This window comes from Nonomuraea polychroma (assembly GCF_004011505.1).
Taxonomy (GTDB): Bacteria; Actinomycetota; Actinomycetes; order Streptosporangiales; family Streptosporangiaceae; genus Nonomuraea; species Nonomuraea polychroma.
In genome coordinates, this window is the sequence record NZ_SAUN01000001.1 from 2,661,622 (window position 1) to 2,686,904 (window position 25,283).

Consider the following 25,283-nt stretch of genomic DNA (forward strand, 5'->3'; position numbering starts at 1 on the left):
GCGGCGGGAGGAGCTGCGGGCGCGTGTCGAGGTCCTGCTCGACGCGCTGCTGGTCCCCGGTTCCTGAGCGAAACCGGTGCGGTTACGGCCGCTACCGGCGGAGCCTGGCTCTGGCAGCCGCGGACACCACCGCATTCTTCTCGGCGGAGGTCATCAGCCCGGCACCGATCCAGTCGTCCGCGGTGCGGGCCACCGCGGACTGCGCGCCCGCATCGAGGCCGTACGGGCGCGGGTCGCGGGCCGGCCCGCCAAGAACGTGCTCATCGCTTATCCCGGCATGGCCATGATGAATGCCAACGGCCTGCCCGCCGTGATGACCGGCGGCATCTACGACGATGTGATCAAGGCCGCCGGCGGCGTCAACGCCTTCGCCGGGCAGGGCCCGCCCTTGGAGGTGCTGACGCCTGACTTCATCGAGGGGGTCTTCGGGGTACGCGCTCACGTCGGCCCGCATCCCTTGACCGGCCGCCCGCACATCGCCGTGGTCCCACGCCCCAGAGGAGGTGACGACGCCACGATCCAATCCGAGCCCGCCGCCTGACCGGACTGCCAGGGATGGCAGCACCGGCGACAACGCCGACTGCCATCCCTGGCTCCACCACGTCCGGCCCGCAAGGCGTTCGGTGTGCCGACCGGCATCGACCGCCGGGGGATGGCGCTCGCAATCTGCTGTCCGACGTCCCGCAAGCTCTTCACAGTCAATGTTGACTGTGAGACGCTCCCCCTACAGTCAGAGCTGACGGTGAATGGACGAGGTGACATGGTCAGCCGGGCGGTCGCCGGGGGCAGCGACATCGCCCTGTCGTGCGATCTGGTGGTGATGGCGGAGGTGACGCCCGGATCGGCTGCATGCCCGCGCGAGTGTGGGGCTGTCCGACGACGGCGATGTGGGTGTACCGGCTGGGCGCCGAGCGCGCCAAGCGGACAACATGGGCCTGCACGGCACGCAGATCCTGGCCACGCTGTTCGACGGCATCACCCGGCACTCGCCCGAAGGCCGCTGGTTCCAGGGGTTCGCCGCCACCCACGGCTTCCACGAAGCCGTCAAATGGCGCGACTCGGGCCGCTGGATCCCCGACGGCGGCGGCCCGATTCCCGCCGCGGCCGGCCTCGCAGAGGGCTGACTGCCATGCCCCTCCCACTGAAAGTGGACCTACTGGTCCTTCGACATCTCCCGCCCGGTGCTGGAGCTCACCGCCGGAGCCGACCCGCAATACGCCGTGTCCCGGTCGGCGGAAGGTTCGCCCCCGAGCGCATCTCCTCGTGACGTCAGCCCTGCCCTGCGCCCGCTCAGAGCTCGGCAACACAACAGTTGGGTCAAGGGGCCTTGAGCAGGGTGAGGAAACTGTCGAGCTGTGCGGTGAGGGTCTGGGCGGTCTCCGAGGTGGGCATGAGGGTCGCGGTGACCTGCGCGCCGAGCAGCGCGGTGAGCAGGTGCCCGATGATGTGTTCGTCGGAGATCGGGGTGCGCACCTCGCCGGCCTCTCGGGCTTCGATGAGGTAGCGCTGGAGTTGTTCGCGCCACTCCCGCATGGCGTGCTCGTGCCGTGCGGCCAGGAGGGGACTTGTGAGAGCTTTATGCCAAAAAGGGATGACGATGCGGGCCTCGTCCCGGGTGGTTCCATCCAGTGGCAGGATCTCCTGGCAATAAGCGCGCAGGGCTGTCAGGCCGTGCTTGCCGGAAGTGGCCGCGGCCATGCGGCGGCCGGTCTGGACGTAGATGTGGTCGAAGGCGGCCGCAAACAGGTCGTCCTTGGTCGCGAAGTACGGTTTGAGCGCTCCGTTGGAGAAGCCGGCTTCGGCGGCGATGGCGGCCATGGTGGCCGAGTCCCATCCGGTGCGGGCGATGGTGCGCCAGGCGGCCTCGATGAATTCCACCCGGCGCCGGTCGTGGTCGACGACCTTCGGCACGACTGCTCCCTTCGTCGGTCGGCTGGGGATCTGTGCAGGCTGCTGCTAGGTGCCGCTGTCGGCCAGCAGGTCGAGGACGTGCTCGTGCAGGGACGGCACCTGCTGCTCGGTCTCGGGCTTCATCAGCACACTGCGGAGGATGCGGCCGTGCGGCACGTCGGCGGCCACCCGGTGCCCGCGCGCGGCCAGCGCGGCGGCATCGACCGTGTAGGTCGCCACGAACAGCGACTGTGCCGGAGGCAGATGCATGCCCCGCGTCATGACGTGGGCGCTGGCCCGGTCCACCTCGGACAAGCGGTCACGGGTGGGGTAGTAGGTGAGGATGTCCAGCTGCGGGTGCTGGTACAGGCTCAGCTGCTCGCCGGCCCTGATGCGCTCGGCCCAGGCCAACGCCGCTCGCCTGCCGGGGCGCAGCGCCGCGCCCAGGCCGTCCGGTGTCAGCGGTAGCAGCCGCAATGTCAGCCACAGGGCGGCGGCCGCCGCGCCGGCGCGGGAGCACTCCAGGGAGATCTCACCCAGGTGCAGTTCCTCGGAGGTGAAGTAGGTGTAAGGCGACTCGTGCAGGTAATGCCGCGCCGCGCCGGGGTCCTTGAACAGGACCGCGCCGCAGCCATAGGGCTGCAAGCCGTGCTTGTGCGGGTCGATGACGACCGAGTCGCACTCGGCGACGGCGGCGAAGGGGGCGGCGGCCACACCGTCGGCGCTGTCGTCGGCGATGAGGCGGAAGAACCCGCCGTAGGCTGCGTCGACGTGCACCCTGGCCCCATAGTGCCGGCACAGCGCGACGATGTCGTGGACGGGGTCGATCGCTCCCAGTCCGGTCGTGCCGGTGGTGGCCACCACGGTGCCGACGGCCCCGGTGCGCAGCAGCTCCTCCAAGGCCTGCAGGTCCATCGTGCCGTCAGCGATCGTCGGGACCGCCGTGCCCTCCACACCCAGCAGGTGGCACATGCGGGAGTGGGTGTAGTGCGCGTCGGCGCTGTAGGCCACCGCCTTGCCCGGGTGCGTCTCGCGGGCGACGAACAGCGCCTCGAGGTTGGCGATGGTGCCGCTGCTGGTCAGGTGGCCCAGGTGCTGGTCGAAGCCGAACATGGTCGCCAGCTGTGCCACGACCTCCTTTTCCATCCGCGCGGTGGCCGGCCCGCCGTCGAGGGCATGGTTGTTCGGGTTGATCAGCATCGCGGTGACGTAGCCGATCACCGCTGCGGGGTGTGGTGGCTTGAGCATCTGCCCGACGTAGCGGGGGTGGAAGAACGGATAGTTGTCCCGCAACCGGGCGCGCAGCTCCTCGGTGGCCCGCTCCAGCCTGCCCACCTCGACGTCCAAGGAAGGATGCGGGCTGAAGTCCCCGTACTCGTCCATCCAGCGAGCCATCTCCACGACGGCGGTCTGCAGTTGCTCGGCCAGCGCCGCTGCACCGGCCGGGCCGCTGTGCAGCAGCGGGCTTGTGGTGTGAGGTGTCGTCGCCACGTGGTTACCCCTCCAGTTGCGCCCTCACCGCCACCACACCAAGAGCGGGGAGGACGGAAACGGGGATCTTTTTTCTATGATTATAGAAAAACCGTGTCGACGCTAGCACCGGGAACGCCGGACGGTCAACGGTCGGCGCGCTGCATGCTCCGGCCTTGACCTGCACGATCCGGAGCTTGCGGCGATGAAGGCACCGCTCAGCGGTTCCTGCTCGTCGACCGGGATGTCCGGAGCCGACAAGGAGATCGCGGACCACCTGACGGTGAGCGCATCGGCGGTCAAGACCCATCCCAACCGGGGCCATGACGAAGCTCGGGCTGGTCCAGCCGCGCGCAGGCGGTGGTCTTCGCCTGCGAGCATGGCCTCATGAGGGCTCGGCGGACGTTCTTGGGCGCCTTCTAGCTCGTGGGCACCTCGTGCCAGAGGTGGCCGAAGCCTTCTTCGGCGATGAGCATCCGCAGTCTGTCCACGCCTGAGCTGAGGAGCTTCTTGGTGTGCGCGACGACAGCCACGATGGAGGACACGCCTTCCGGACTACCCTCGGCGCCCGATTTCAGCCGGAGGAATCGATCCCCTCGTCCGGGGTAGCCGTGCGCAAATGCGTAGCGGCAATGGGCGCCAAGGGCACGGCCACCGTGGACTGGGATTTCGGCTGACGGTCGCCGGCCTGGCGGCGGCACTGATCATGATCCCGTTCAGCCTGCTGCTCGTCGTGGCCAAGATGCCCGTCGACGGACTGGACGCGCAGGCCGCGCGGAATCTGCACGAATACGCGCTCGCCCATCCCGGCGTGACGTGGTTCCTCCTTGTGTGGACGGATCTGTTCGGGCCGTGGACGTGGCGATTCGCGGTCATCGCGTACGCCGCCTGGCTGCTGTACAAGGGCGCGCCGAGGCTGGCCGCCTGGGCGGTCACCACCGTGACCGTGGGCGGGCTGCTCGGCTTGGCGCTCAAGATCATCGTGGCCCGGGCCAGACCCCACCTGCCGGACCCCGTCGCGCTGGCGCCGGGCGACTCCTTCCCGTCGGGCCACACGGTGAACGTGACGCTCGGCGCGGGAGTGATCGTCCTTCTTGTCCTGCCCATGCTGCCTCGGTGGGGGCGGGTTGCGGCATGGGCTGTCGCCTGCTTCCTGGTGTTGTCGGTCGGCTACACGAGGATCGCGCTCGGCGTGCACTGGGTGAGCGATGTGGCCGCAGGGATCGTGCTGGGCGCGGCCGTGATCGCCGCGACGGCGGCGGCATTTGAGACGTGGCGGCGCGAGCAGGGACGCAGGCCCGCCTCGCCGCCGGTCGAGGGAGTGGAACCCGAGTTGGTGAAGGCCATCAATGAGCGGAACTGAGCACGTGAAGCACTACGCGTTATCGATCTTGCTGCCCATGCTCCTGATGGCCGGAGTGACGTACGGCGTGGGCAGGGCGATCCTCGCCTGGCCCACCCGTGAGACGTCGGTGAGCCGGAGCCTGGCCGCCGACCGGACCTCGCTGTGGAACACGCTCACCGATGTCGGCAGCAGCCTGTCGGACACCCCGTACATCGTGGCGCTCACAGTGATCGCCGCGATCGTCTTCAGACTGGTGTACCGGCGTCGGCGCGAACCGATCTTCCTCATCGTGGCCGTCTGGAGCCAGTCCCTCATCTTCCTGGCGATCTCCGCGCCCGTCGGCCGGCACCGGCCGCCCGTGCCGCACATCGACCAGGCCCCGCCCACCTCCAGCTTCCCGTCCGGGCACGTCAGCGCCGCCGTCGCGTTCTACTGCGGGATGGCGCTCGTCCTGACCACGCATGTCCGCAACAGGGTGCTCCAGGTGCTGATCTGGGCGCTGGGAATCGCCGCTCCGGTCGCTGTCGGTTTCTCGCGCTTGTACCGCGGCATGCATTTCCTCACCGATGTGCTCTGGGGCGTGCTGCTCGGCGTCGGCTGCGTCGTCATGGCCGCCCGGGCGATCCTGTACCGGCGCGAGCGGCAGCGCTCAGAACTCGTTCGATCTGCGTAAACGCGGGGGCCGCCCGTCGGGGTCCACGACGATCCGGTACAGCGGCATGGCCATCGCCCGGCGGACGCGGCCGAGACCGGGCCGTGGATGCGGGCGCAGCCGGCCCGGCGGGCGGGATCCCCGGCAGCCGCCCTGGTGCCAGGCCTCGAGCCGCGCGGCAGACTCGGCGAACGCCTCGAACGCGCTCTCCGGGTCGCACAGATCGTCCATGTCGGCAGGGTCGCGGTCCAGGTGCTCGGCGGCGAGCGTGAGCCGGAGTTCCCTGGCGAACCTGCGGGCTCCCGAGGGCAGGCGCGGGTCGGGCTCCGCGTCGAGCACGGCGCAGCTCAGTTCGGAGTCGAACGTCCATGAGCGCAGGTTCACGTTGTCGGAGCCGACGTTCGCCCACACGTCGTCGACGACGCAGACCTTGGCATGCACGTACACCGGCGTGCCCCGGTGGTTCTCCAGATCGTAGATCGCGACCCGGCCGTCACCCGCGTGCATCAGCCTGGCCAGCGCCTCCGACCTGCCGATCAAGCTGGCCGGGCCGGCCAGCCAGCCGTCCTGGTCGGGATGGCGCGGCACTACGATGATCATCCGGAGGTCCGGCTCCCGCTCCAGCGCCTCGGCGAACGGTTCGATCACCTCCGTGGACCACAGGTACTGGTCTTCCAGGTAGACCAGCGATCTCGCCCGCGCCAGCACTTTGTGGTACGCCCTGGCGACGCTGCGCTCGCCCTCCGGCGCGAACGGGTAGGCGTGGCGCAGGTGGGGATAGGTTCTGAGGAGCTGCACGGCATGCGTCCCGGCCGCCGGTGGCGGAGGGCCGGGCTCCGGTAACGGCGGCACGTCGGCCATCCGGGTCATGCGGTCGTGCAGCCGTCTGAGCGGCTGGCGGGTCTCGGGCGCGGGGTCCTCCCAGCGCTCGCAGAAGGTCTTCTCCACCTCGGCCACGGCCGGGCCGCTGATCGCCACCTGGACGTCGTGCCAGGGCGGGCGTTTGCCGTACACGCCCGGCATCGGCGCCGCCTGCGGGTCACCCAGATGCTCGGCGTCGTCGCGGCGGCTGTGGCACAGATCGATGCCGCCGACGAACGCCACGTCCCTGTCCGGGCCGCGGTCATGGCGCAGGACGACGAACTTCTGGTGGTGCGAGCCGCCGTGCCGCACCCGGGTGTCGAGCAGCGCCTGCCCGCCGGCCGCCTCGATGTCCTCGCCGAGGTGCCGGTTCTCGGCCGAGCTGAAGCGCAGGACGTCCAGGTGCGAGCGCCAGATCAGCCCTCTGACCAGGGCTCCCTTCTCGGCCGCCCGGGCCATCGCGGCCGCCACCTCGGGGCCGTCCGGCGTGAGCCGCTCGTCAGGGTCGCCACGCCAGTCGGCGAACAGCAGCAGGTCGTCCTCGCCGAGGTCGGCCAGGCGCGCGGCGAGCTCGGCGAAGTAGGTAGCACCATGCACCAGCGGGCGCACCAGGTTGCCCTCCGTCCAGGGCGTGAGTCTGGTCGCGTCGTTCCCGCGTTCGGGGCCGGTGAGGAACCAGTCGTCCAACCTCATGTACGCCGCGCTGTCCACCGCCTGTCGCGCCACCCACTCGGCTTCGGCTGCGGTCATGACGTTCTCCCAAGAGGCTGCCAAAACCGGCGAACTGCCCTGAATTACGTGCTCTAGACCTTCACCCGACGAGCCGTTCTTGAGGCGTTTGGCGTGGGGGAGCAGGTCCATCCTTCAATACGGCCGCCCGGTGCCCTCTCCGGGCAGGTAACCTCCGTCGTCGGCGTCCGTGCGGCCGGAGCCGCCGTCCGGGTCGTCCTCCTCGTCCGAGGGCATCCATTCGACGTCCGCGCTGATGTGCTCCCCGCCGCGCAGCGCGCTGGCGGGCTCCTCCGGTTCGCCGCCGCCGTCATCATCGACGACCATCCCCTGCTCGGCCTCGTCGACCGGCCCCTGCACGCGGAAGCCCGGGTCTCCGCCCGCTCCCTGCTGTTCCAGGTCCTCCGCCGGCATCGGGTGCGGGCTCGGGCCGTAGGTGGCGACGTGGTCCTCGACCTCGTCGGTACGGGCGGCGACGGCCTTCTCGTCGGACCCCGCGGTCACCGGCCACTCGTCATCCCTCCCGGCGACGTATCCCACGGGCTCGGCGTAACCGCTCCTGGGCTCGGCGTCGTCACGCGGCTTCGACCCGGGACCCGGGTTGGAGCCGCGGATCGAGGCGGGACCCACGTCGCCGCCCATGTTGTGGAGCTCGGCGTCGAAGGTCGTGGCCTTGTCCTGCTCGCGCCGCTTGTCGCGGTCTTCACGGTGCTCGTTCGACATGCCGTCTCCTCACTCGGGCTCGACTCGCATCGCCGCCTCCTCGGCCGCATAGCCGCCGGCGTCCGGACCGACCTCCGTGGCCACCTCGTCGGGCTCGGCGTCCGCACGCGACCCCTCATCCGGCGCGACGAGGCGGCCCGCGCGCCGTGGCTCGTCCCAGACCTGGCCCGACGGCTCCTCAGGCTGGGCCTGCCACTCCGGATCGATGCCGCGGTCGCGTTCGTAGCCGGTGTCCAGGTCGGAGCCCACGCCCAGGCCGCTCTCCTCGGTCACCCGCTCGACGGCCGGCGCGTCGTCGTCATCGGCAGGCGGCCGGGCGGCCGTGGCGGACTCCTCCACGCCGTACACCGGCTGCTCCTCCGGCACCTCCCGGTCGAGGCGGCCGGACAGCGACTCGCCCTGGATCTGCTCCTCGTTCGTGGTCCCGTAGTCGTCCAAGGCCACCGGCTCGTCGGACGGCAGCGGAGCCTCCTGCGGATCCACCGCCCACTGCTGTCCGGGCGTGCCGTCCTGAAGGTCCGGTATCCCCTCGTCCTCGAACCGCGAACGAGGATCGTGCTCTGGCGTGTGATGGCTCATTCCGTCCCCCGCCTCTCGGACTTCTCATCGGTTCCTGCGTACGCAGGCGAACCTGGCCCCTACCCATGCATCCGAAGAGGCCACGCGAACCAACGATCCGTTTGACGGCGGTCACGTGAGGGCGCAGCGGTACGTGGCCTCCATGAGGCGCCGGACTCGGTCGTGGCCTCCGTCGATGAGTTCCGACATGCGGTTGGGCACGTAGGCGAAGCCGAGGCCGTTGTCCGGGTCGGCGAAGGCGAAGGCACCGGTGACGCCGGCATGGCCGAAGGCGGTGGGGGAGCAGGAGCCAGGCCACATCGGGCCGCCGGGCAGCATGAAACCCCGGCCGTAGGAGGTGTGGCACTGCAGGACGAGGTCCATGCCGTCGGCTTCGATGGCTCGTGCCCGGTCCGTCGTCTCCGGGCGCAGCAGCCGGATGCCGTCGACCTCGCCGATGAGAGCGGCGTACAGCCGGGCAAGGCCGGCGGCGCTGCCGGCTCCGCCACAGGAAGGGATGTCCGCTTGGAGGAGGACACTGGTCACGAGATCCGCCGTCAGGACGATGTTGCCGAAGGTCGAGCGGCGGAAGAGGGATGCGGGATCGCAGATCGCCTGGTTGAGCCCGTCGAACTCCGGAGCGCCACGCCCTTGCAAGAGCTGCTCTCCGGTGGGCGGCACGAGCTCGGCCAGCTGCGGCTCCTTGCCGTGGGGCAGGCCGATGTGCAGGTCGAGTGCCAGCGGGGCGGCGATCTCCTTGGCGAAGAACTGCCCGGCCGACAGCCCCGTGACGCGCCGGATGATCTCATCGAGCAGCCAGCCCATGGTCAGGCAGTGGTATCCGTGGGCCTGTCCCGGCGGCCATGCGGGCCTCGCGGCGGCGAGGGCGTCGGCCAATGGAGTGCCCTGATCGAGGTCGGTCAGGGTCAGCGGTGGGTCGACCGTCACCACGCCGGATCGGTGTCCCAGCACCCACCGCAGCGGGATGGCTGCTTTGCCCTCGGCCGCGAATTGCGGCCAGTAGTCCGCGACCGGCGTGTCGAGGTCGAGCAGGCCGCGATCGACCAGCAACATGGCGGCGGAGGCGACCAGCCCTTTGGTGGCCGAAGCCAGGAACGCGATGGTGTCCTGCTGCCATGCGACGCCCTCGTCCCGGGTGTTCGCCAGCCCGCCCCACAGGTCCACCACCGCCCGTCCGTGCTGATAGACGGCCAGCGCGGCGCCCAGCTCTCTGCCTTCGTCGAAGTTGCGCTGGAACGCGTCGCGGACCGCACGGAAGCGTGGCTCGCACGTCCCACGGATGTCCCTCACGTTCCCTCCTCACAACCCATGGCTTCCTTTGCGGGCGCGGGACCACGAGGGGATGGTGCGCAGGGTGGCGGATGCGATCAGCCGAGAAGTCCGGAGACTTCGGTGTGCGACATCCACTGCCCGTATGACCTCCGATGAAACAGGTTCCGCCCACAGCCGGCGCGAGCTTGACGGGAGATCGTCAGAGATCGGAATGGCATTAGCATGAGCGCCATGCATCCGCCCGCGCCGCACACCCCATGGAGCCGGCCGCCCCAACCCGTTCCCCCCGGGGCGCAGGCGCATCTCGTTCTCGATGTGAAGCGGCATTGGCTCGGCTTCCTGCTCGCCATGATCACACCCAAGATCATTCTCAACGGCCACCAGATGCTGGTCCGATGGGGCCGCAACACGATCCCGCTTCCCCCCGGTCAGTATCAGCTGCACGTCCACCTGCCCTATTTCCTCCCCTCGCGGATCGGTCCCGCGGACCTGACGGTCTGGCTCCAGCCCGGGATGGCGCTAGAACTCGAATACCGCGCCCCTCTGTGGGCCTACTCCCGAGGAGCCCTCGGCCCCGCCCCTCAGCCATGGAACGGGAAGGGATACATCATCGCCATGCTGGCGATCTTGGCCGGCGCGCTGGCGCTCCAGCTGATTCTGATCGGGGCTTCGGTGTTCTGGTTCGGCTGAGCCGTGCTCACGGCCCGGGGACGGCCGGCTGAACACGGACCCGCCGCACGGTGTGCGGCGGGTCGTGGTGGTGGCGTCAGCCTCGTGCCTTGTTGTCGATCTCGAGGACGAGACGCGCGAGCTCGAGCCGGTCGATGTTCGGTCCGTACGCCGTCGCGTTGCCGAGGACGATCGCGCCCGTGTCCGTACTGAGCGTGAGGGGCGTGGCCTGCGGCCAGAAGTTGTCCCAGGCGTAGTTGTGCCGGAACACGCCGCGCGTCGTCGCGCCGCCGGTCTCGCTGATGTCGAGGAAACGGCTGATGACGTCGGTGTTGTACGCGTGGCCGGTGTTCCTGTCGGCGTTGGCGTAGTGCACCACCAGGACGTACTCGCCGGGGCCGAACCCGTCCGGGCGGGGGAGGGTGAGCGTGTTGCCCGGGCCGTTTCCGATGTGGCCGACGTACGCGCCCGCGGAGGCGTTCGACCCGCTCGTGGCGGGGACGTTGACCACGTTCGCGGTGCCGGCGCGCGGCGCCTGCTCGGCCTCGACCCGGTGGACGGCCGCGTCCGCCTCCGCCACCCGTACCGTGGTGAGCGCGCGCAGCTCCAGGCCGGCCGGGCCGCTCACGTCGATCTTGGAGATGCCGGCCGGGAGGTACACCCGGGCCCGGGAGGAGCCCTCGCCGGGCCGCGTCGCCCGCAGGCCGGCGATCTCGCGCCCGTCGGCCAGGACCCGCAGGTCGCCCGCGTCAGGCGCCCGGTAGTCGAGCGTCAGGTCGTAGTAGCCGTCCCCGCCTGCGGCGACGAAGAACGTGGCCAGTGCGTCGCCGCCGAGCGCGATGGCCGGTCCCTTCGCCTGACGGGTGATGCGCGCGCTGCCGGACAGCCGCGCCTCGTCGGCGGAGTACGCCGCGCGCTCGGCCCCGGTCACCTCGGTGAGGTCGAACCTGTCCAGCGTGATGTCGCTGCCGGGCAGCCGGTTCACGCCGTCGGCGCTGGTGCGTACGGACAGCTCATGGGTGCCGGCGGTCAGCTCGAGCTCCACATCGGTGCGGCCGCGGTAGGTCCAGCCGAGGTTGGCCGAATACTGCACGAGCTGGTTCAGCTTGCCGTCCACGAACAGCGCGTGCCTGCCCGGCGCCTTGTTCGCGCCCTGGTAGATGCCCAGCCGGTAGCGGCCGTCGCGGGGCACGGTGACGGGGAACGTCACCGCCGAGCCGGCCCGGTTCATGGCGCCGACGTCCCGCTTGCCGGAGGTCGCGTACAGCTGGGCGTTCGCCGTTGTGTCCTGGTTGAAGGCCTGTGCGGAGGTGAGCGCGGCGGACTCCGCCTCGACCGAGACCGTCCACGGCGCGTCGGGCGCGGGCTCGCCGCCGCTCGCGGGCACGATGGTGACCCGGTAGGCGGCCATCACGTCCCCACCGGGCAGGTCCACCTGCAGCTTGCCATCGGACACGGTGGCGCGCCGGGTGGCGATGACCGGCGGCTTGAGCGCGTCGCCCTCGTACCCGGTCCAGGTGGCCTTGGACACCACGACGTCGACCTGCTTGCCGAAGACGGCGGGGTCGAGCCCGGAGACGTCGAGCCGTACAGGCTCCGAGCCGCCGCCGACCAGGATGGTGCCGCGCCGTGCGGACTCGTCGATCGCCGCGACGGCCTGGACCGTGTCGGCGACGTCCAGCTGGGGCGGGGTCGCGCTGACCGTCTGCCCGGTCACGTCCGCGTACCACTTGAGCAGCCACCATCCGCCGTTGGCCTGGCGGGTGCGCACCGCGTGGTCGTCGAGGTTGCCGGCGTAGGTCCAGTACGCCATGTCGGCGTCGACCTTGGTGTCCTCGAACAGGGAGATCCACTGGATCATCTGGCCGGGGACGGACATGTCACGCCGGTTGCCGTACTCGTCGATGTTGATGGGCAGCGGGCCGATGCCGAGCTCGCGCTCCATCGCGCGGTAGTGCTCGTAGTGGCCGCGGTAGGAGGCGAGCTTGTCGCGCTGCAACTCGTGCCAGGCCATGATGTCCGGCAGGCAGTTCCCGCCGGCGCAGCTCGCGTCCTTGGCCCAGGTGAGGAAGTCGCGCAGCCGGCCGGGGTTGTAGGCCGCTTCGTTGGGACCGACGATCCGGGCGTCGGGGTCGATCGACCGGATGCGCTCGAACACCGCCTTCCAGTCGCTGAAGAACTTCTGCTTCGACGCCGCCCAGTTCTGGTACCAGATCCCGTCGGGCTCGTTGAACGGCACCCAGACGAACTTGTCCTTGTCCCGTGGCCGCTCCCGCACGACCTTGCGCACCATCGTGTCGACCTTGGCCAGATAGTCGTCGATGCCGCGGTTCTCGTAGGGCCACTGGCTGTAGACGTCCTGCATGTAGATGACGATCTCCTCGCCGCCCGCGGCGAAGAAGCCGTCCGCGACCACGAGCGCGTCGCCGTTGGGGTGCTGGTCGCCGTCCGGGGCCTTCTGCGCGATGGTGCGCGGCCGGGCGCCGGCGAGCAGCGAATCACCCGGTACGCCGGGGTCGGACAGGCCGTACAGCATGCCGGTCGCACCGCCGTGAACCGGACCGGTGCGCTGCCCGAAGTCCACGACGACCACTGCGGGGGCGGCGGTGGCCGGGGTGGCGGTCAGGCTCGCGGTCAGGGTGGCGAGCGCCGCGACGGTGGCCACCGTGCGGGCCTGCTGGAACAACCGATGTCGGTGCATGACTGTCCTCTCTGGCGCCGGGCTGTTCGCCCGACGGGGGGTGGGTGCCCGTGATGGTGTGACCGGTCACATGCTTGAGCGCTAGTGTGATCGGTCACATGCTCGTCGGGGAAGGGTCCTTTGCGAGATCGTTACGGGCGGATTTCAGGAACGCGACGGCGGGGGACCCGCTGGATGCAGCCGCGACCGGACCGGGGGATGCCGGCCGAGTCGCCGGGACACACCCAGCCCGGAGGTGACGACCGCGGGGATCACGGTACGCAGGTCCACCGATCCGCTGCGGACGACGACCGACAGCGCGGCGACCACCTCGCCGTCGGCGTCGATGATGCGGGTCGCCACCGAGTCCACCCCTGGGGTCGTCTCCTCGCGGACCACGGCGACGCCGGTCCTGCGGCACTCCTCCAGGGTGTCCTTGAGCCGCGCCGGCTCCGTGATGGTACGGGGCGTGTAGCGCGTCATGCCTTGCTCGATCACCCGATCCAGCAGGCCGGCGTCGGCGTGGGCGAGGAGCACCTTCCCGACACCGGAACTGTGCAAAGGCAGGGAGCCGCCGACGCGGGAGATGACACCGACCGCGTCCGCGGCGGACAGGCGCTCCACGATGACCGCTTCGGCGCCTTCGAGCACGGCGAGTTGCACGTGCTGGCGCAGGGTGGTGTGCAGGTCGTCCATGAACGGCAGAGCCACCGTACGCAGCGGCACGGCCAGCGGCGCCAGCGCGCCCAGTTGCCACATGCGGACGCCCACGGTGAAACCGCCGTCCGGCGCCCGGTCCAGGGCCCCCGCCTCCACCAGGTGCAGCGCCAGACGGCGCACCGTGGCGTGCGGCATGCCGGTGCGGCGGGTGAGATCGGCGAGGGTGAGGCGGGAGTGCCCGGGTCGGAAGGCGAACAGGACGTCAAGCAACCGGGAGCTGACAGTGCGTCCGGGCTGGTTCATGGGCGGCATGGGGGACCTTCTGCAGGGGCGGAAACCTAAGAAATGGCGTTCATTCAACGAACATAGCCGTTCCCTCTGCACGCCTTGCTGGTGATCATCAGAACCGCTCAACGTCCGGAAAGCAGAGGAGCCGCCGATGCGCATGAACGTGCCGCGTGATTCCCACGGCCCGCGGATCGCCGTCATCGGAGGCGGCATCGGCGGGCTCTCCGCAGCCGCCTTCCTGCGGCGGGCGGGGCTCACGGCGACGGTCTACGAGCAGGCCTCCGCACTCAAGGAAGTGGGGGCCGGTCTGGTGGTGGCTCCCAACGCCGCCCGGCTGCTGCGGCGGCTGGGCTTGACGGACCGGCTGGTGCGTCACGCGGTGCCGCTGGAGTGGGGGTGGGAGTTCCGCCGCTGGGAGGACGGCAGAGTTCTGTCGGTGGAGCAGCTCACCGATGTCTGCGAGCGGCTCTACGGCGAACGTACCTACGTCGTCCACCGGGCGGACCTGCTCGACGCGGTCAAGTCGGCGGTGCCCGGCGCATGGCTGCGCCTGGGCGCGCGCTGCACGGCGGTCGAGCCGCTGCCGGACGGCGCGGTGCTGCATTTCGCCGACGGCAGCCGGGCGGAGGCCGATGTCGTCATCGGGGCCGACGGCGTGCACTCGGTGGTGCGCGGCGTGGTCGCCGAGCCGGCGCCGCCGGAGTACTCCGGGCTCTGCGCGTTCCGGACGGTCGTGCCCGCCGACCGTGCGCCCGCCTTCGCCCGCCGCCACGCGCAGACACTGTGGCTCGGCCCCGGCCGGCACTTCGTGCACTATCCGATCAGCGGCGGGCGGGCGGTCAACGTCGTCGCGTTCGCCCCCGCCGGGGACTACACCGAGGAGTCGTGGAGCGCCATGTCCACGGTCGAGGAGTTCTCGGCCGAGTTCACCGGCTGGGACACGCGCGTGACCGACCTGATCAAGGCGGGCGGCACACCCGGCAGATGGGCACTTCTGGACCGGACGCCGCTGGAACGGTGGAGCAGGGGGAGGATCACGTTGCTCGGAGACGCGGCCCACCCGATGTTCCCCTTCTTCGGCCAAGGCGCGGCGCAGGCCATCGAGGACGCCGCCGCCCTGGCCGTCTGCCTGGCCGAGAATCTGGACGATCCCGAACGCGCGCTCAAACGCTACGAGTCGGCTCGGATCGAGCGCACGACCCGGCTTCAGCAGGTCAGCCACGCCCGAGGCCACGTCAATCACCTGCCGGACGGGCCGGAACAGCAGGCCCGCGACGCCGCGCTGGCCGGCTCCGATCCATTGATCAGCAATGGCTGGATCTACGGGTACGACGCCGAATCAGCCGCGAGCGCGGCCGGCAAGCCTGTTCCAGGGCCCTCGTCGTGACGCGCTCCTTCACCGAATCTCTCCGAGGAAGCCCGACCTTCAGCGGAAAGGACGGGGAGGGTCAACCCTCGCCCGGTCACCCGCGACGCCGTCGAAACGCTGCTCCGAGCGGCCTGGGCCGGCACGCCGCCACCCCCTCTCGCACAGGCGCTCATGACGGGCAGGGGGCGTTCCCGGTGGAGAAGCGGAAGGCCGTGCGTGCGGGGGCGCCCACCAGGTTGTCCCAGAATCGGCGCGGGGTCAGCGGGGCCCTCGTCGCTTCCAGCAGATCACGGAACCGGCCGGTGGCCAGCTCGCTCCTGATCCGCGTCACCTCGGCCTGAAGCCGCGCGTCCGGCAGCGAAGTTCCGGGAGCCATGTAGTCGGCCAGGACGTACGCGGCGGGAAGCGGCTTCTCGTGCCCCACTCGCTGCCCGCACGCCAGCTCCATGTGGCTGCCGAGGGCGTTCGCCAGGCCGAGCTGGTCGACGACGAGGACGTCCAGCGGGAACGACGCTCCCAGCGTGCCCAGAACCTTGCCTGACACCGCCAGGCGTGCGGGCTGGTCGGTGCGGAGCGGCACCGTTCCCGGACCCGCGTCCGGCACATGCAGGCCGGTGGCGTTCCCGGTGCTCAGCGGGTTCGGACTGGAGCGGACGTAGGGCTCGGCGGTGACCGGATGCGGGTCCTGAGTCCGGAGCACGTAAAAGCCGCGCTCGTCCGCGATTCCGTCGGGCCCGACGGCGTGTTTGTACGGCACGTCGAGCGCCACCGCGCAGACCACGGCCCACAGTGTCACGGCCGTGCACGAGAGTGCGGTTACGGCATGCAGGGGGAGGACCATGGCAGGCAGCAAGACGAGAAGCAGCACCGGCAGCATCATCCGCCCGTGCATGAAGTCGCCGCCGACGCGCAGGACGTAGAGCAGCATCAGAATCCCCGCTATGAGCGGGGCCAGCGAGACGATGAGCTTCCGGCGCGTGCGGAGGGCCCACAGCGCCAGCGGGATGACCGCGAGCAGGGGGCCGATCAGCTGATAGGTCAGCACGGTGTCGCCGGCATAGAGGAGACCACGTGCCCACCGGCTCTCGCCGGCCTCTTTGGCGAGGGCGGTGTTGGGCACGAGAAGCCCGTAGTAGCCCATGCGGAAGATTTGATAGGCGGCCGGCAGCGCTATGGACATAGCGAACCAGCGGGCGGCGGGCCACCATCCCGGCCACCGCAGGACGAGCAGCGCGCCGAAGAATGTCGGGTAGACGAGGGCCAACTCCGGCCGGACGAGAGGCGCCAGACCGAGGACGAACACCAGGGGCAGCACCGGCCCGTCGGAAGCCGCCCGGACCAGCAGCCACCACGACAAACCTATCCACAGAAATGCCAACCCGGTCTCCAGGCCGGAGGTCGCGAATTCCCAGAACGGCGGCAACGCGAGGACGACCAGGACTCCCGCCGGCAGGAACCACCGCGAGCCGCCATGCAGGTGCATGGCGCCGAGCATGGCGAACGTCACGGCGCCGACCGTGCACATCAGGCCGAGCAGCACCGAGACGTAGGCCACGTCCCCCCGCGTCAACCAGGAGACCACCGTGATCAGATAGGTCCAAGCGGTGCTGGTGTTGGCCTCGACGCGCTCACCGATGTTGAAGACCGGCCCGTTCCCCGCAAGCAGCTGCTCGACGGTCCGCACAGCGATCAGGCCGTCGTCGCTGATCCACCGGTTCTGCCACCCGGCGAAGGCCATCACGGCCGCGGCCACCACCGTGATCATCCGGTTCCATGTCGGTGCCCACAGTGGTGAGCGCGTGGCAGCGGAAGGGGGGCGATCGGCGAAGGTGAGCGAGAGCACGGGATTCTCCTTAATGATGCATCGCATTCACCACGGTGAACCGGCCCCGCTGTGATGGAGACCTTGGTATGCCCGAGTTTGGCTGGTTTTGAGGGTAGTGGATCCCTTCGTACTCCTCCGGTGCCAGGCAGGTGCGTGGTCGCGCTGTGCCGAGGTCTCCGTTCCGATGGAGGACCTCGGCACCGTCGGTCACGTCAGGCCGGCCACGACGGTTTTGGCCAGCTTCGCCACGGCCTGCTGCGCGGCGGAGGGTTCGAAGACCGGCTTCTGGTAATCATCGGCGGCGATGATGCCGCCGCCGGTCGTCGTACCTCTGAAGGTGAGCTCGACCGTCCGGTCGCCCAAGAGCACCTTGACCAGGACCTCCTGCATGGGCTCCTTGTCCGGGCTGTCCGGCCTGGTGGTGGTGGAGATCACGGCGAACGCCTTCTCGCCGAGTCCGGAGAGTTCCCGGCGGGGCTCATAGGCGGTGTGGATATTGTTGTCGCCGATGCCACCCTTGGCGTGGTAGCGGTCGAACTTCTGAGCATCTCGGTGGAACTGGAACTTCGACCCGCTGTCGCCGCCGCCCCAGTCGACCACGTGGATGCGCAGCTCGCCGCCACGAGCGGTGTACTCCTCCCCGGGCTTGTGCGGAACCTTCTCGCGGACGCTCCATGCGCAGGTGGTCTGCTTGATCCTGCCGTCGTTGCCGGCGACGGACGGGCCTTCAGCGGTGGGGAAGAACGCCGACTCGATGTGTTCGGCAGTGAGGATCGCGCACGGTCCGGTGAGTTTCACCTTGCCGGCGTCCTTGGCCATTTCCGCCGTGATGCGCTCGGCGACCTTGCCGGCCGCGGCCCGCACCTCGTCGCCGGAGGGGTATTTGTTCCCGGTCCGGTTGCTGCCGACGTACTCGACTGTGATCAGCCAGGGCCCCTGCCGGACGAACACGGCGGCCCTGAGGCCGCTGTGCCCGATCGAGCTCTGGCTGTACGACTCGTCGCCGTACTTCAGCCCGACGAGCGGGCCGAACGCCGAACCGGAGGTCCTCCCATCGATCCGCTTGCCGTCCCGGACGTTGACCCGCCGCTCGTGGGTCTTCTTGTCGCTGCCGAACTGCTCTTTGGCGTACTCGACCGCGTTCTGCCTGTCACGGCTCTGGGCTTTCACCGAGATGCTCAGCATGCGATGGCCGATGACGCCGTTGCCGACGTCCATCTTGCTGTTGTGCCAGGAGCAGGCGGCCCGCTTCTCGGTTTCGGTGGCGGCTGATGTGGAGGCATCCTTCCCGCCGTACCTGCCGTCGGTCACCAGGCTCTTGCGGAGGCTGTCCGGTACGGCGGCGCAGAGCTGGTCGCCGGTGATCGGCCGCAATTTCACCGCCTCGGCCGCCGGCGACGGCGACCGGAGCGGATCGCGCTGGTCCAGGGTGAGACGCGAGGACGATGCGGGTTCGCCGCCACCTGGGCGGAGGAGGATCCAGGCCCCGGCCAGTCCGGCGATCACGACGACGCAGAGCACGACGACGATGACGGCGATCAGCGGCCCCTTCCCACCGCCGCGGCGGCGCTGGGGAGGCGGCCACTGCCCGCCGGGGCCACCGGGTCCAGGCCATCCCGGCGCCGGTCCCCCCGGCGGGACGGCCGGAAGGCCTCCGGAATGCCGGCCCGGCCCTCCCGGCCATCCCGGTGTTCCGGTCGCAGTGGGGCCCTGCGGATGCCGGCCGGGGACCGGACCCGGGGATGGCGGGAATGGTGTGGACAACGTCGACCTCTCGAACGGACCAGCGATTGTCAGGCGGAACCCCCGTGCGCGCGGGCTCGTTCTCGAGCGAGCGGAAAACGCGCGGGACCGTGCTCGGCGATGCCGATGCCGATGCCGCCTGCGCCTGTATCACGGCTGGTCACCAGCCTACGGACGGCGGGAAAGGGGACGTGTCCGGTGAACGCCTGACAACGAGGTCACGGTTCGATCGAGTCGGGCGCGGATTCGGTCACCCGGAACGCTCGCTCGACTCGACGAGCCGGGCGAGGTTGTCCAGTGCCATGCGCGTGCCCAGCTCGTTGTCGGCGGCGGGCACAGTGTCGGGAATGCCTTCATGCAGGATGCTGACCTCGGTGCCGCCGCCGTCCGCATCGGTGAGCGTGGTCGTCATCGTCATCATGCCGCGGAGCGCGGGATCCGCCGTCTCGAACTCGAACACTTCGACCACCTGTTCGTCCGGCACGAGCTTCACGAAATGGCCGTGGTAGGTGTCGGTGTGAGGTGCCGACTTGCCGGTGCCGACCGGCGCGTCATAGGTGAGCGAGACGCGGAAGGCGCCTCCTTCGCGGGCATCGAATGCGTGCACATGGCTGCTCATACCGGCCGGCACCCGCCACTTCGCGATCGCATCCGCATCCAGCAGCGCTTGGTAGACGGCCGAACGCGAGGCATTCACGTGCCGGGAAACCTGCGTCGAGTACATGACGCGACCATAGCGGCCGGGGCACGGCAGGCGGGGCTCGATGGTGCGGGCGCTGCGGAATGCCTGCTTGACATGATGCGCACGCTTGTCGCGCCGGCGCCGCCGTGCAGTCGATCGTGGTCGTGCTGATCTCGCGCGTTAGGCTGCGTCACAGCGAGATCGCGAAACGGGCGGATTGCGAGGTGACGGTTGGCCGGGGAGGCGGCGCGGCTGTTGGTGCGCTTCGGCCGCCGGTACGCGGCCGCCGTGCGCCTGGCCACGCTGGCGCCGATCTGCGCGATCGCCCTGTTCCGTGCCCCACCCGAGCACCTGGCGCCCACCGCGGCCGTGGTCGCCGTCGCGGCGGTGTGGACCTGCGGTTATGCGTGGTGGCTGCGGGCCGGACGGGGGACCGCGCCGGTCGCGCTCGACGTGGCCGTCCTGCTGGGGCTGGCCGCGAGCGTCTTCTGGACCGGCGCGATCGAGGACAGGAACACCGGGTGGCTGCGTCTGCTGATCACCTTCGCCTGCGTGACGTGCCAGTGGCACACCTCGCCGCCGGTGGGCGGCACGGCGGCGGTGGTGGCCGGGGGCGGGGCGATGGCCTTCTACACGGCGGCGGGAGCGCTGGACGTGGACGCGACCCTGGTCACCGGGCAGATGTGGGCGGTGCCGGCGGCCGCGTTGTCCCGCGCGGCCTGGGTGCTCGTTCACCACGCCGCGGAAAAGGCCGACCGGATGGCGGCCGAGGCCGCGCGCGTACGCGGCGAGTCGCTGGTGGCCACTGCCGTCCGCACCGAAGAACGTGAGCTCGCCAACTCCCTGCACGACACCGCGGCCACGACCCTGCTGATGGTCGGCACCGGGCAGGTGCGCTCGGACGCGGACTGGCTGGCCCCGCAGGCCCGCCGCGACCTGGACCGGCTGCGCTCCGACAGCGGGCGAGCGCCCCGCCGCGCCGACCTCGTCGACCTGCTGCGCGCCGACCTCGACGCGACGCATCTGACCGTGGAGTTCGACGCACCCGCGCGGCTGGTGCTCCCGTTCGAGATCGCCAGGGTCATCGCCGACGCGGCGGGGGAGGCCCTCACCAACGTACGCCGCCACGCCGGCACCACGCGGGCGGCCGTCCGGCTGAGCGGGGACACCCGCGCGCTGCGGCTCGACATCGCCGACCAGGGGAAGGGTTTCTCGCCCGCGGACGTGCCGGACACCCGGCGCGGCCTGCGCGAGTCCGTACGCGGCAGGATGAGCCGCGTCGGCGGCACGGCCACGATCACCTCCGCCGAGGGCGAGGGCACCCTCGTCCGGCTGGAATGGCGGGCCGGCGATGAGTGACGGCGTCGAGGAGCGGACGCGCACGCAGTTACGGCACGGCCTGCGGATCGCGACCCTGCTCGTCGCCGGGGCGATCGTGCTGGGGCTCGGGCAGGCCAACATGCTGCGGCACCTGGACGCCTACGAGCCGGCTCTCGCGCAGGTGGCCGCCCTCGCGGCGCTGGGCGCCGTGCTCGCGGGCGAGGCCGTGCTGCTCGTGCGGCGGCGGTCGTGGGGGCGGCTGCGCTGGGCCGCCATCGCGGTCGTGCTGGCCGCGTCCGCGCTGTCGTACGCGACGCTGCCGGACGGGCGAACGTCGACCGGTGTGGACTGGCTCTTCGGCGCCGCCAACTGGGCGGGTCTCGTCGTGCTGCTGGACCGTCCGCTGCGGACCTCGGCCGCGTTCCTGCTCGCCCACGAGGTCATGGCCCTGCTGCATCTGGTGCTGTTCGACGAGCCCAGCCGGGGGGCGCTGGCCAGGTTCGCCACAGGCTCGGTGACGGTGATCGGCTTTCCCCTGTGCGTGGCTGTGGCGGCCGCCATCCTGCGCAGTCTCAGCGCGGCGGCGGAGGCCTCGCGCAGGGAGATCGAGCAGGTACGCGTCGCCGAGGCCGTCGCAGCCGAGTCGCACCGGCGCAGGCAGCAGAGGTTCGCCGAGTTGTCGGCGACCACGATTCCGCTGCTGGAGGGGCTTGCCGACGGCTCGCTCCGCCCTGAGGAGCCGGTGGTCCAGCGCCGCTGCGCCATCGAGGCGGCCCGGATGCGGCGGCTGTTCGCCGAGTCCGACACCGTCACGAACCCCCTGCTGCACGAGCTACGCCACTGCATCGACGTGGCGGACCGCAAAGGCGTCGTGGTGGAGCTGGACGCGCGTGGCCACTGGCCCGCACTGCCCGTGGCCGTTCGACGCGATCTCACCGAGGCCGTGCTCATCGTGCTGGCCACCGCCGCCTCCCGGGCGCGGGTCACCGTCGTGGGCAGTGCGGACCTGGTGTCGGTCAGCGCGGTCGCGGACTGCGGCGAGGTGGACGTGCCGAGCCCGGCGACACCCGGCGTACGGGTCGAGACATTGACGTACGACGACACGGTCTGGATGGAGGTCCGATGGCAGCCGACTCCGCACCCGGCTCCGCAGCCGACGAGCTGATCACCGCGGTGATCGTCGATGATCATGCGGCCATTGCCGCCGGTGTGCGCGCCTGGTGCTCCGAAGCCGCGCCGCCGATCGATCTCATCGATGCCGGGGACCGGCTCGCCGACGTCTGGACCGGACCCGGCGCCGCCGCCGACGTGGTGATCTTCGATTTGGAGCTGGTGCCGCGCAGACCGGACTTCGGTGAGCTCCGCAGGCTGGTCGACAACGGCAGGCGGGTGATCGTGTACTCGCAGCACACCGACGACGCGACCGCGATCAAGTGCGTCGACCTCGGCGCGCTCGCCTACCTGACCAAGCGCGAAGGACCCGAGCACCTGGTGCCCGCCATCCGGGCGGCGGCGCGGGGCGAGCCCTACACCGGGCCGTCGCTGTCCGGCGCGCTCGTCGCCGACGACGCCCCCGGCCGGCCCCGCCTGTCCCAGCGCGAAACCGAGGTGCTGCGGGCCTGGTTCGTGTCCTCCTCGAAGGAGCTCGTCGCCGTCAAGCTCAACATCACCGTCAAGACCGTGGACACCTACATCGCGCGCGTACGGGTGAAGTACGCCAACGTGGGACGGGCCGCCCGGACCAAGAGCGAGCTCGTCGGCCGCGCCCTCGACGACGGGCTCATCACGCTCGCCGAGCTCAACCAAACGGTGACCTCGTTGTAGGGCATTCGCCGGACACCAGAGCACCCCGTGCCTTCATAGAGTGGCGGTCAGTCGCGGCCAAGCCGCGCGGATGCCCTCCGCGATGGAGCGGTGGGTATCCCTTGCCCGGGAACGCATGCGAAAGCCGTGGGGGAAGCTTCCTGTCTTGCCTGTCGCTGAGTCAGCCGCCGGCCCGGTCATACCGGCCGGCGATGTTCCCTCCGGCGGGAGACACGCACCAGCACTTCGACGTGGGGCCGGCGGCGTTGGCGTAGAGCGCGCCGCCGCCGGGCGATGACGCGGTTCCAGCCGGAGGCGTGGTCCACGCGCGGCAGACCATCATGATCGTCGGGATCGGCGCTCCAGGCGTTGCATCCGACAGGACGGGGACATTCCTGATGGGACTGGAGATCAAGATTCTGGGGCCATGGGAGATCACGGCGAACGGTGAGCCGGCGACACTGACCGGTGAGCGGCGGGTCGGGGTCCTGGCCAATCTGGCATTGAGCGTCGGCCGGCCGGTCCCCGCGGGCCGGCTTCTCGCCCAGGTGTGGGGCCAGAGCACAGCGACCACGGCAGGCAAGCAGCTGCACATCGTGGTGTCGAAGCTTCGCGGCCTCCTCTCACCCCACCAAGGCGACGACATCATCATGACCGTCGCCGGCGGGTACCAGCTGAATCTGCCCCGCGAGAGCATCGACGCCCACCTGTTCACGCTCCTGGTCGCGCAGGCACGTGCCGCGCACGCCCGGCGCGAGATCGCGGCGGCGGACAAGCTGTTCCAGCGGGCTCTGGCACTGTGGCGGGGCAACGCGCTGGCCGGCATGAGGGCCCCATGGGCGCAGGTCGAGTCCGCCCGTTTGGAAGAAGAGCGCCTGGCCGCGCTGGAGGACCACATCGACCTACGCCTGGCGGCCGGTGACCACCACGCGGTGGTGCCGGTGCTCAGCGCCCATACCGAGGCTCACCCGCTGCGGGAGCGTCCTCGCGCCCAGCTGATGCTGGCGTTGTACCGGGCCTCCCGATCGTCCGACGCCCTCACGGTGTACCAGGAGACGCGCCGCGTCATGGTCGATGAGCTGGGCATCGAACCGGGAGCGGCGTTGCGCCGGCTGCAGCAGGCGGTGCTGCGGCGGGAGCCCGCGCTCGACCTTGCCTCCCCGGCCCAGCGAACCACACTCACCAGGCCCGCCGTCCCGAACGAACTGCCCGCCGACAGCCAGGTGTTCACCGCCCGCGCCACGGAAATCGCCTGGCTACGCAGAACGCTCACCGACACCGTGCCCGAACGTCCCGCCGTCGCCGCGATACACGGCCCCGGAGGGACCGGCAAATCGGCGCTGGCCGTCCACGTCGCGCACGCCATCGCCGACCGCTTCGCCGACGGGGTCCTCTACGTCGATCTGCGCGCCGCCACCGCCGGGCTCCGGCCGCTGTCGCCGTTCGATGCCCTCAGCCGGTTGCTGCGCTCGCTCGGGCTTGACGGCGCCGCCATACCGTCCACCCTGGAGGAGGCCGTCGCCCGCTACCGCTCTCTCACCTCGACGCGCAACCTGCTCGTCGTTCTCGACGACGCGCTCGACACCGGCCAGGTCAGGCCTCTCATCCCGGCCGGGCCCGCCTGCGCGGTCATCGTCACCAGCCGCCAGGTCATGGCCTCTCTCGACCACTCGAGCCATCTGCACCTGGCCGGGCTCGACCACGCCGACGCCACCGCGCTGTTCGCCCGTATGACCGATCCCCGCCGCGTGAGCGCCGAGCCGGAAGCCGCGCAGCGGATCGTACGGCAGTGCGGTGGCCTGCCCCTGGCACTGCGCATCGCGGTGGCACGCCTGGCCGCCCGGCCCGATCGGGCGCTGTCCGGCCTGGCCGATCGCCTCACCGACCCGACCCGCCGCCTCGATGCCCTCGAACACGCCGACCTGGCGATCCGCTCCAGCATCGCGGTCAGCCTCCAGCACCTCCCGGAAGAGCCCGCAGGTCACGACGCCGCGCACGCGTTCCTCCTGCTCGGGCTCCTGGAAACCCCCACCCACACGGCGGCTGCCGCGTCCGCTCTCACCGACTGGCCGGAACACCGCGCGCAAGCCGCGCTCAACCGGCTCCTGGACGCCCGCCTCCTCGAATCCGCGGAGCCCGGTCACTACCGGATGCACGATCTGATCCGCCTCTATGCCCGCGAACAGGCCGCCCGCCACGTGCCCGAATCCGCGCGCGTCACTGCCACCCGCCGCGCGTTCCATCACTACCTGGCCACGCTCACGAACGCCTGCGCCCTGATCGACCCCGGCACGGACAGTCCCAAGGCCGACCGGCCCGGCCTCGCCTTCGCCACCCTCGCAGAGGCGAACCGCTGGGTCGTGGACGAACGCCACAACATCCTCGCCATCGCCCGGCAGGCGACCGCCGACCCCCGCACCGCGGCCGCCGCGCAGGGTCTCCCCGACGCCCTCTCCCGGCTCTTCTGGCGCAGGTGCCGCACGATGGAGCGCTCCGCCGTGTCGGCGGCAGGCTTGACGACACAGGCCGTCGCGACGCCTCAAGAGGGCAGGCGAGCGTTCACGCCGATATCGCCGCCGCCTGGAAGGCGGCCCCACCTTACGGCCAACCGGACGTCGTAACGCGGTCCGGCCGGCTCACTCGCTCCCCAGAACGGTCCCGCGATAGTGCGTCGCACGACAGAGCGGGTTCAGGGCTGAGGCCGTCGACGGAGCAGGGCTGCC

The 25,283-nt window shown here is 70.6% G+C and carries 22 protein-coding genes; 10 read left to right on the forward strand and 12 right to left on the reverse strand.

The features are described from left to right. Positions 1–277: 277 nt before the first annotated feature. The gene (locus EDD27_RS55465) at positions 278–541 is read left to right on the forward strand and encodes a hypothetical protein (RefSeq protein ID WP_206641367.1); all 264 of its coding nucleotides are present in this window, start codon (positions 278–280) and stop codon (positions 539–541) included. Positions 542–929: 388 nt separating this feature from the next. Then, positions 930–1,124: a hypothetical protein gene (locus EDD27_RS56440; protein WP_241563981.1), complete on the forward strand. Its 195-nt coding sequence runs from the start codon at positions 930–932 to the stop codon at positions 1,122–1,124. 193 nt (positions 1,125–1,317) lie between these two features. On the opposite strand, the gene EDD27_RS11765 is transcribed toward EDD27_RS56440, so the two are convergent. The 3 genes from EDD27_RS11765 to EDD27_RS57685 all read right to left on the reverse strand — a co-directional run bounded on the left by EDD27_RS11765 (position 1,318) and on the right by EDD27_RS57685 (position 3,905). Then, positions 1,318–1,911: a TetR/AcrR family transcriptional regulator gene (locus tag EDD27_RS11765; RefSeq protein ID WP_127932444.1), complete on the reverse strand. Its 594-nt coding sequence runs from the start codon at positions 1,909–1,911 to the stop codon at positions 1,318–1,320. Positions 1,912–1,956: 45 nt separating this feature from the next. Further along, a complete protein-coding gene (locus tag EDD27_RS11770; RefSeq protein WP_241563982.1) occupies positions 1,957–3,381 on the reverse strand; it encodes a pyridoxal phosphate-dependent decarboxylase family protein in 1,425 nt (474 codons plus the stop codon). A 398-nt stretch (positions 3,382–3,779) separates the two neighbouring features. Next, positions 3,780–3,905: a hypothetical protein gene (locus EDD27_RS57685; RefSeq protein ID WP_277750705.1), complete on the reverse strand. Its 126-nt coding sequence runs from the start codon at positions 3,903–3,905 to the stop codon at positions 3,780–3,782. Between the two features lie 74 nt (positions 3,906–3,979). On the opposite strand from EDD27_RS57685, the gene EDD27_RS11775 reads away from it, so the two are divergent. Then, on the forward strand, positions 3,980–4,723 hold the full coding sequence (locus EDD27_RS11775; protein WP_127932445.1) for a phosphatase PAP2 family protein: 744 nt from the start codon (positions 3,980–3,982) through the stop codon (positions 4,721–4,723). Further along, positions 4,710–5,378 carry a phosphatase PAP2 family protein gene (locus tag EDD27_RS11780; protein WP_127932446.1) on the forward strand — a complete coding sequence of 223 codons (669 nt, stop codon included), beginning with the start codon at positions 4,710–4,712 and terminating at the stop codon, positions 5,376–5,378. The genes EDD27_RS11775 and EDD27_RS11780 overlap by 14 nt, the downstream gene beginning before the upstream one ends. On the opposite strand, the gene EDD27_RS11785 is transcribed toward EDD27_RS11780, so the two are convergent. The 4 genes from EDD27_RS11785 to EDD27_RS11800 all read right to left on the reverse strand — a co-directional run bounded on the left by EDD27_RS11785 (position 5,355) and on the right by EDD27_RS11800 (position 9,539). After that, positions 5,355–6,968 (reverse strand): phospholipase D family protein, encoded by a 1,614-nt coding sequence (locus tag EDD27_RS11785; protein WP_241563983.1) that lies wholly within the window; start codon positions 6,966–6,968, stop codon positions 5,355–5,357. The genes EDD27_RS11780 and EDD27_RS11785 overlap by 24 nt on opposite strands. A gap of 114 nt (positions 6,969–7,082) precedes the next feature. Then, a complete protein-coding gene (locus tag EDD27_RS11790; protein ID WP_127932447.1) occupies positions 7,083–7,670 on the reverse strand; it encodes a hypothetical protein in 588 nt (195 codons plus the stop codon). A 9-nt stretch (positions 7,671–7,679) separates the two neighbouring features. After that, entirely contained in the window at positions 7,680–8,249 is a 570-nt protein-coding gene (locus EDD27_RS11795) for a DUF5709 domain-containing protein (RefSeq protein WP_127932448.1), read from the reverse strand. Positions 8,250–8,360: 111 nt separating this feature from the next. Further along, positions 8,361–9,539, reverse strand: a complete 1,179-nt coding sequence (locus EDD27_RS11800) for a serine hydrolase domain-containing protein (protein ID WP_127932449.1) — start codon at positions 9,537–9,539, stop codon at positions 8,361–8,363. A 213-nt stretch (positions 9,540–9,752) separates the two neighbouring features. Here EDD27_RS11800 and EDD27_RS11805 point away from each other — a divergent pair, with 213 nt between their 5' ends. Then, positions 9,753–10,211, forward strand: coding sequence for a hypothetical protein (locus tag EDD27_RS11805; protein ID WP_127932450.1), 459 nt, complete (start codon positions 9,753–9,755; stop codon positions 10,209–10,211). Between the two features lie 76 nt (positions 10,212–10,287). Here the strand turns inward: EDD27_RS11805 and EDD27_RS54105 are convergent, their stop codons facing one another. Beyond that, positions 10,288–12,891: a CBM35 domain-containing protein gene (locus EDD27_RS54105; RefSeq protein ID WP_164903577.1), complete on the reverse strand. Its 2,604-nt coding sequence runs from the start codon at positions 12,889–12,891 to the stop codon at positions 10,288–10,290. 144 nt (positions 12,892–13,035) lie between these two features. Next, positions 13,036–13,833 (reverse strand): IclR family transcriptional regulator, encoded by a 798-nt coding sequence (locus EDD27_RS11815; protein WP_206641368.1) that lies wholly within the window; start codon positions 13,831–13,833, stop codon positions 13,036–13,038. A gap of 136 nt (positions 13,834–13,969) precedes the next feature. On the opposite strand from EDD27_RS11815, the gene EDD27_RS11820 reads away from it, so the two are divergent. After that, the gene (locus EDD27_RS11820) at positions 13,970–15,205 is read left to right on the forward strand and encodes an FAD-dependent monooxygenase (protein WP_127932452.1); all 1,236 of its coding nucleotides are present in this window, start codon (positions 13,970–13,972) and stop codon (positions 15,203–15,205) included. 151 nt (positions 15,206–15,356) lie between these two features. Here the strand turns inward: EDD27_RS11820 and EDD27_RS11825 are convergent, their stop codons facing one another. The 3 genes from EDD27_RS11825 to EDD27_RS11840 form a co-directional block, all read right to left on the reverse strand. Continuing rightward, a complete protein-coding gene (locus EDD27_RS11825) occupies positions 15,357–16,952 on the reverse strand; it encodes an arabinofuranosyltransferase AftB family protein (RefSeq protein ID WP_127932453.1) in 1,596 nt (531 codons plus the stop codon). 267 nt (positions 16,953–17,219) lie between these two features. Further along, entirely contained in the window at positions 17,220–18,533 is a 1,314-nt protein-coding gene (locus tag EDD27_RS11830) for a hypothetical protein (RefSeq protein ID WP_127932454.1), read from the reverse strand. 472 nt (positions 18,534–19,005) lie between these two features. Next, complete coding sequence (locus EDD27_RS11840) at positions 19,006–19,479, reverse strand: SRPBCC domain-containing protein (RefSeq protein WP_127932456.1); 474 nt, start codon at positions 19,477–19,479, stop codon at positions 19,006–19,008. Positions 19,480–19,668: 189 nt separating this feature from the next. Here EDD27_RS11840 and EDD27_RS11845 point away from each other — a divergent pair, with 189 nt between their 5' ends. From EDD27_RS11845 to EDD27_RS11860, 4 genes are all read left to right on the forward strand, one after another. Continuing rightward, positions 19,669–20,796: a sensor histidine kinase gene (locus EDD27_RS11845; protein WP_127932457.1), complete on the forward strand. Its 1,128-nt coding sequence runs from the start codon at positions 19,669–19,671 to the stop codon at positions 20,794–20,796. Then, on the forward strand, positions 20,789–21,922 hold the full coding sequence (locus EDD27_RS11850; protein ID WP_127932458.1) for a hypothetical protein: 1,134 nt from the start codon (positions 20,789–20,791) through the stop codon (positions 21,920–21,922). Before EDD27_RS11845 ends, EDD27_RS11850 begins: the two co-directional genes overlap by 8 nt. Beyond that, entirely contained in the window at positions 21,880–22,581 is a 702-nt protein-coding gene (locus tag EDD27_RS11855; protein ID WP_127932459.1) for a response regulator, read from the forward strand. Before EDD27_RS11850 ends, EDD27_RS11855 begins: the two co-directional genes overlap by 43 nt. Before the next feature lie 377 nt (positions 22,582–22,958). Continuing rightward, positions 22,959–25,181 (forward strand): AfsR/SARP family transcriptional regulator, encoded by a 2,223-nt coding sequence (locus EDD27_RS11860; protein WP_164903578.1) that lies wholly within the window; start codon positions 22,959–22,961, stop codon positions 25,179–25,181. Positions 25,182–25,283 lie beyond the last annotated feature (102 nt).

Bases quoted from the DNA above. Each gene is read 5' to 3' on its own strand.
- EDD27_RS56440 (WP_241563981.1), top strand. From the start codon at position 930: ATGGGCCTGCACGGCACGCAGATCCTGGCCACGCTGTTCGACGGCATC.
- EDD27_RS54105 (WP_164903577.1), bottom strand. From the start codon at position 12,891: ATGCACCGACATCGGTTGTTCCAGCAGGCCCGCACGGTGGCCACCGTC.
- EDD27_RS11850 (WP_127932458.1), top strand. From the start codon at position 20,789: ATGAGTGACGGCGTCGAGGAGCGGACGCGCACGCAGTTACGGCACGGC.
- EDD27_RS11805 (WP_127932450.1), top strand. From the start codon at position 9,753: ATGCATCCGCCCGCGCCGCACACCCCATGGAGCCGGCCGCCCCAACCC.
- EDD27_RS11790 (WP_127932447.1), bottom strand. From the start codon at position 7,670: ATGTCGAACGAGCACCGTGAAGACCGCGACAAGCGGCGCGAGCAGGAC.
- EDD27_RS11780 (WP_127932446.1), top strand. From the start codon at position 4,710: ATGAGCGGAACTGAGCACGTGAAGCACTACGCGTTATCGATCTTGCTG.
- EDD27_RS11820 (WP_127932452.1), top strand. From the start codon at position 13,970: ATGCGCATGAACGTGCCGCGTGATTCCCACGGCCCGCGGATCGCCGTC.
- EDD27_RS11775 (WP_127932445.1), top strand. From the start codon at position 3,980: ATGCGTAGCGGCAATGGGCGCCAAGGGCACGGCCACCGTGGACTGGGA.
- EDD27_RS55465 (WP_206641367.1), top strand. From the start codon at position 278: ATGGCCATGATGAATGCCAACGGCCTGCCCGCCGTGATGACCGGCGGC.
- EDD27_RS11815 (WP_206641368.1), bottom strand. From the start codon at position 13,833: ATGAACCAGCCCGGACGCACTGTCAGCTCCCGGTTGCTTGACGTCCTG.
- EDD27_RS11825 (WP_127932453.1), bottom strand. From the start codon at position 16,952: ATGATCACGGTGGTGGCCGCGGCCGTGATGGCCTTCGCCGGGTGGCAG.
- EDD27_RS11840 (WP_127932456.1), bottom strand. From the start codon at position 19,479: ATGTACTCGACGCAGGTTTCCCGGCACGTGAATGCCTCGCGTTCGGCC.
- EDD27_RS11860 (WP_164903578.1), top strand. From the start codon at position 22,959: ATGGGACTGGAGATCAAGATTCTGGGGCCATGGGAGATCACGGCGAAC.
- EDD27_RS11795 (WP_127932448.1), bottom strand. From the start codon at position 8,249: ATGAGCCATCACACGCCAGAGCACGATCCTCGTTCGCGGTTCGAGGAC.
- EDD27_RS11855 (WP_127932459.1), top strand. From the start codon at position 21,880: ATGGCAGCCGACTCCGCACCCGGCTCCGCAGCCGACGAGCTGATCACC.
- EDD27_RS11785 (WP_241563983.1), bottom strand. From the start codon at position 6,968: ATGACCGCAGCCGAAGCCGAGTGGGTGGCGCGACAGGCGGTGGACAGC.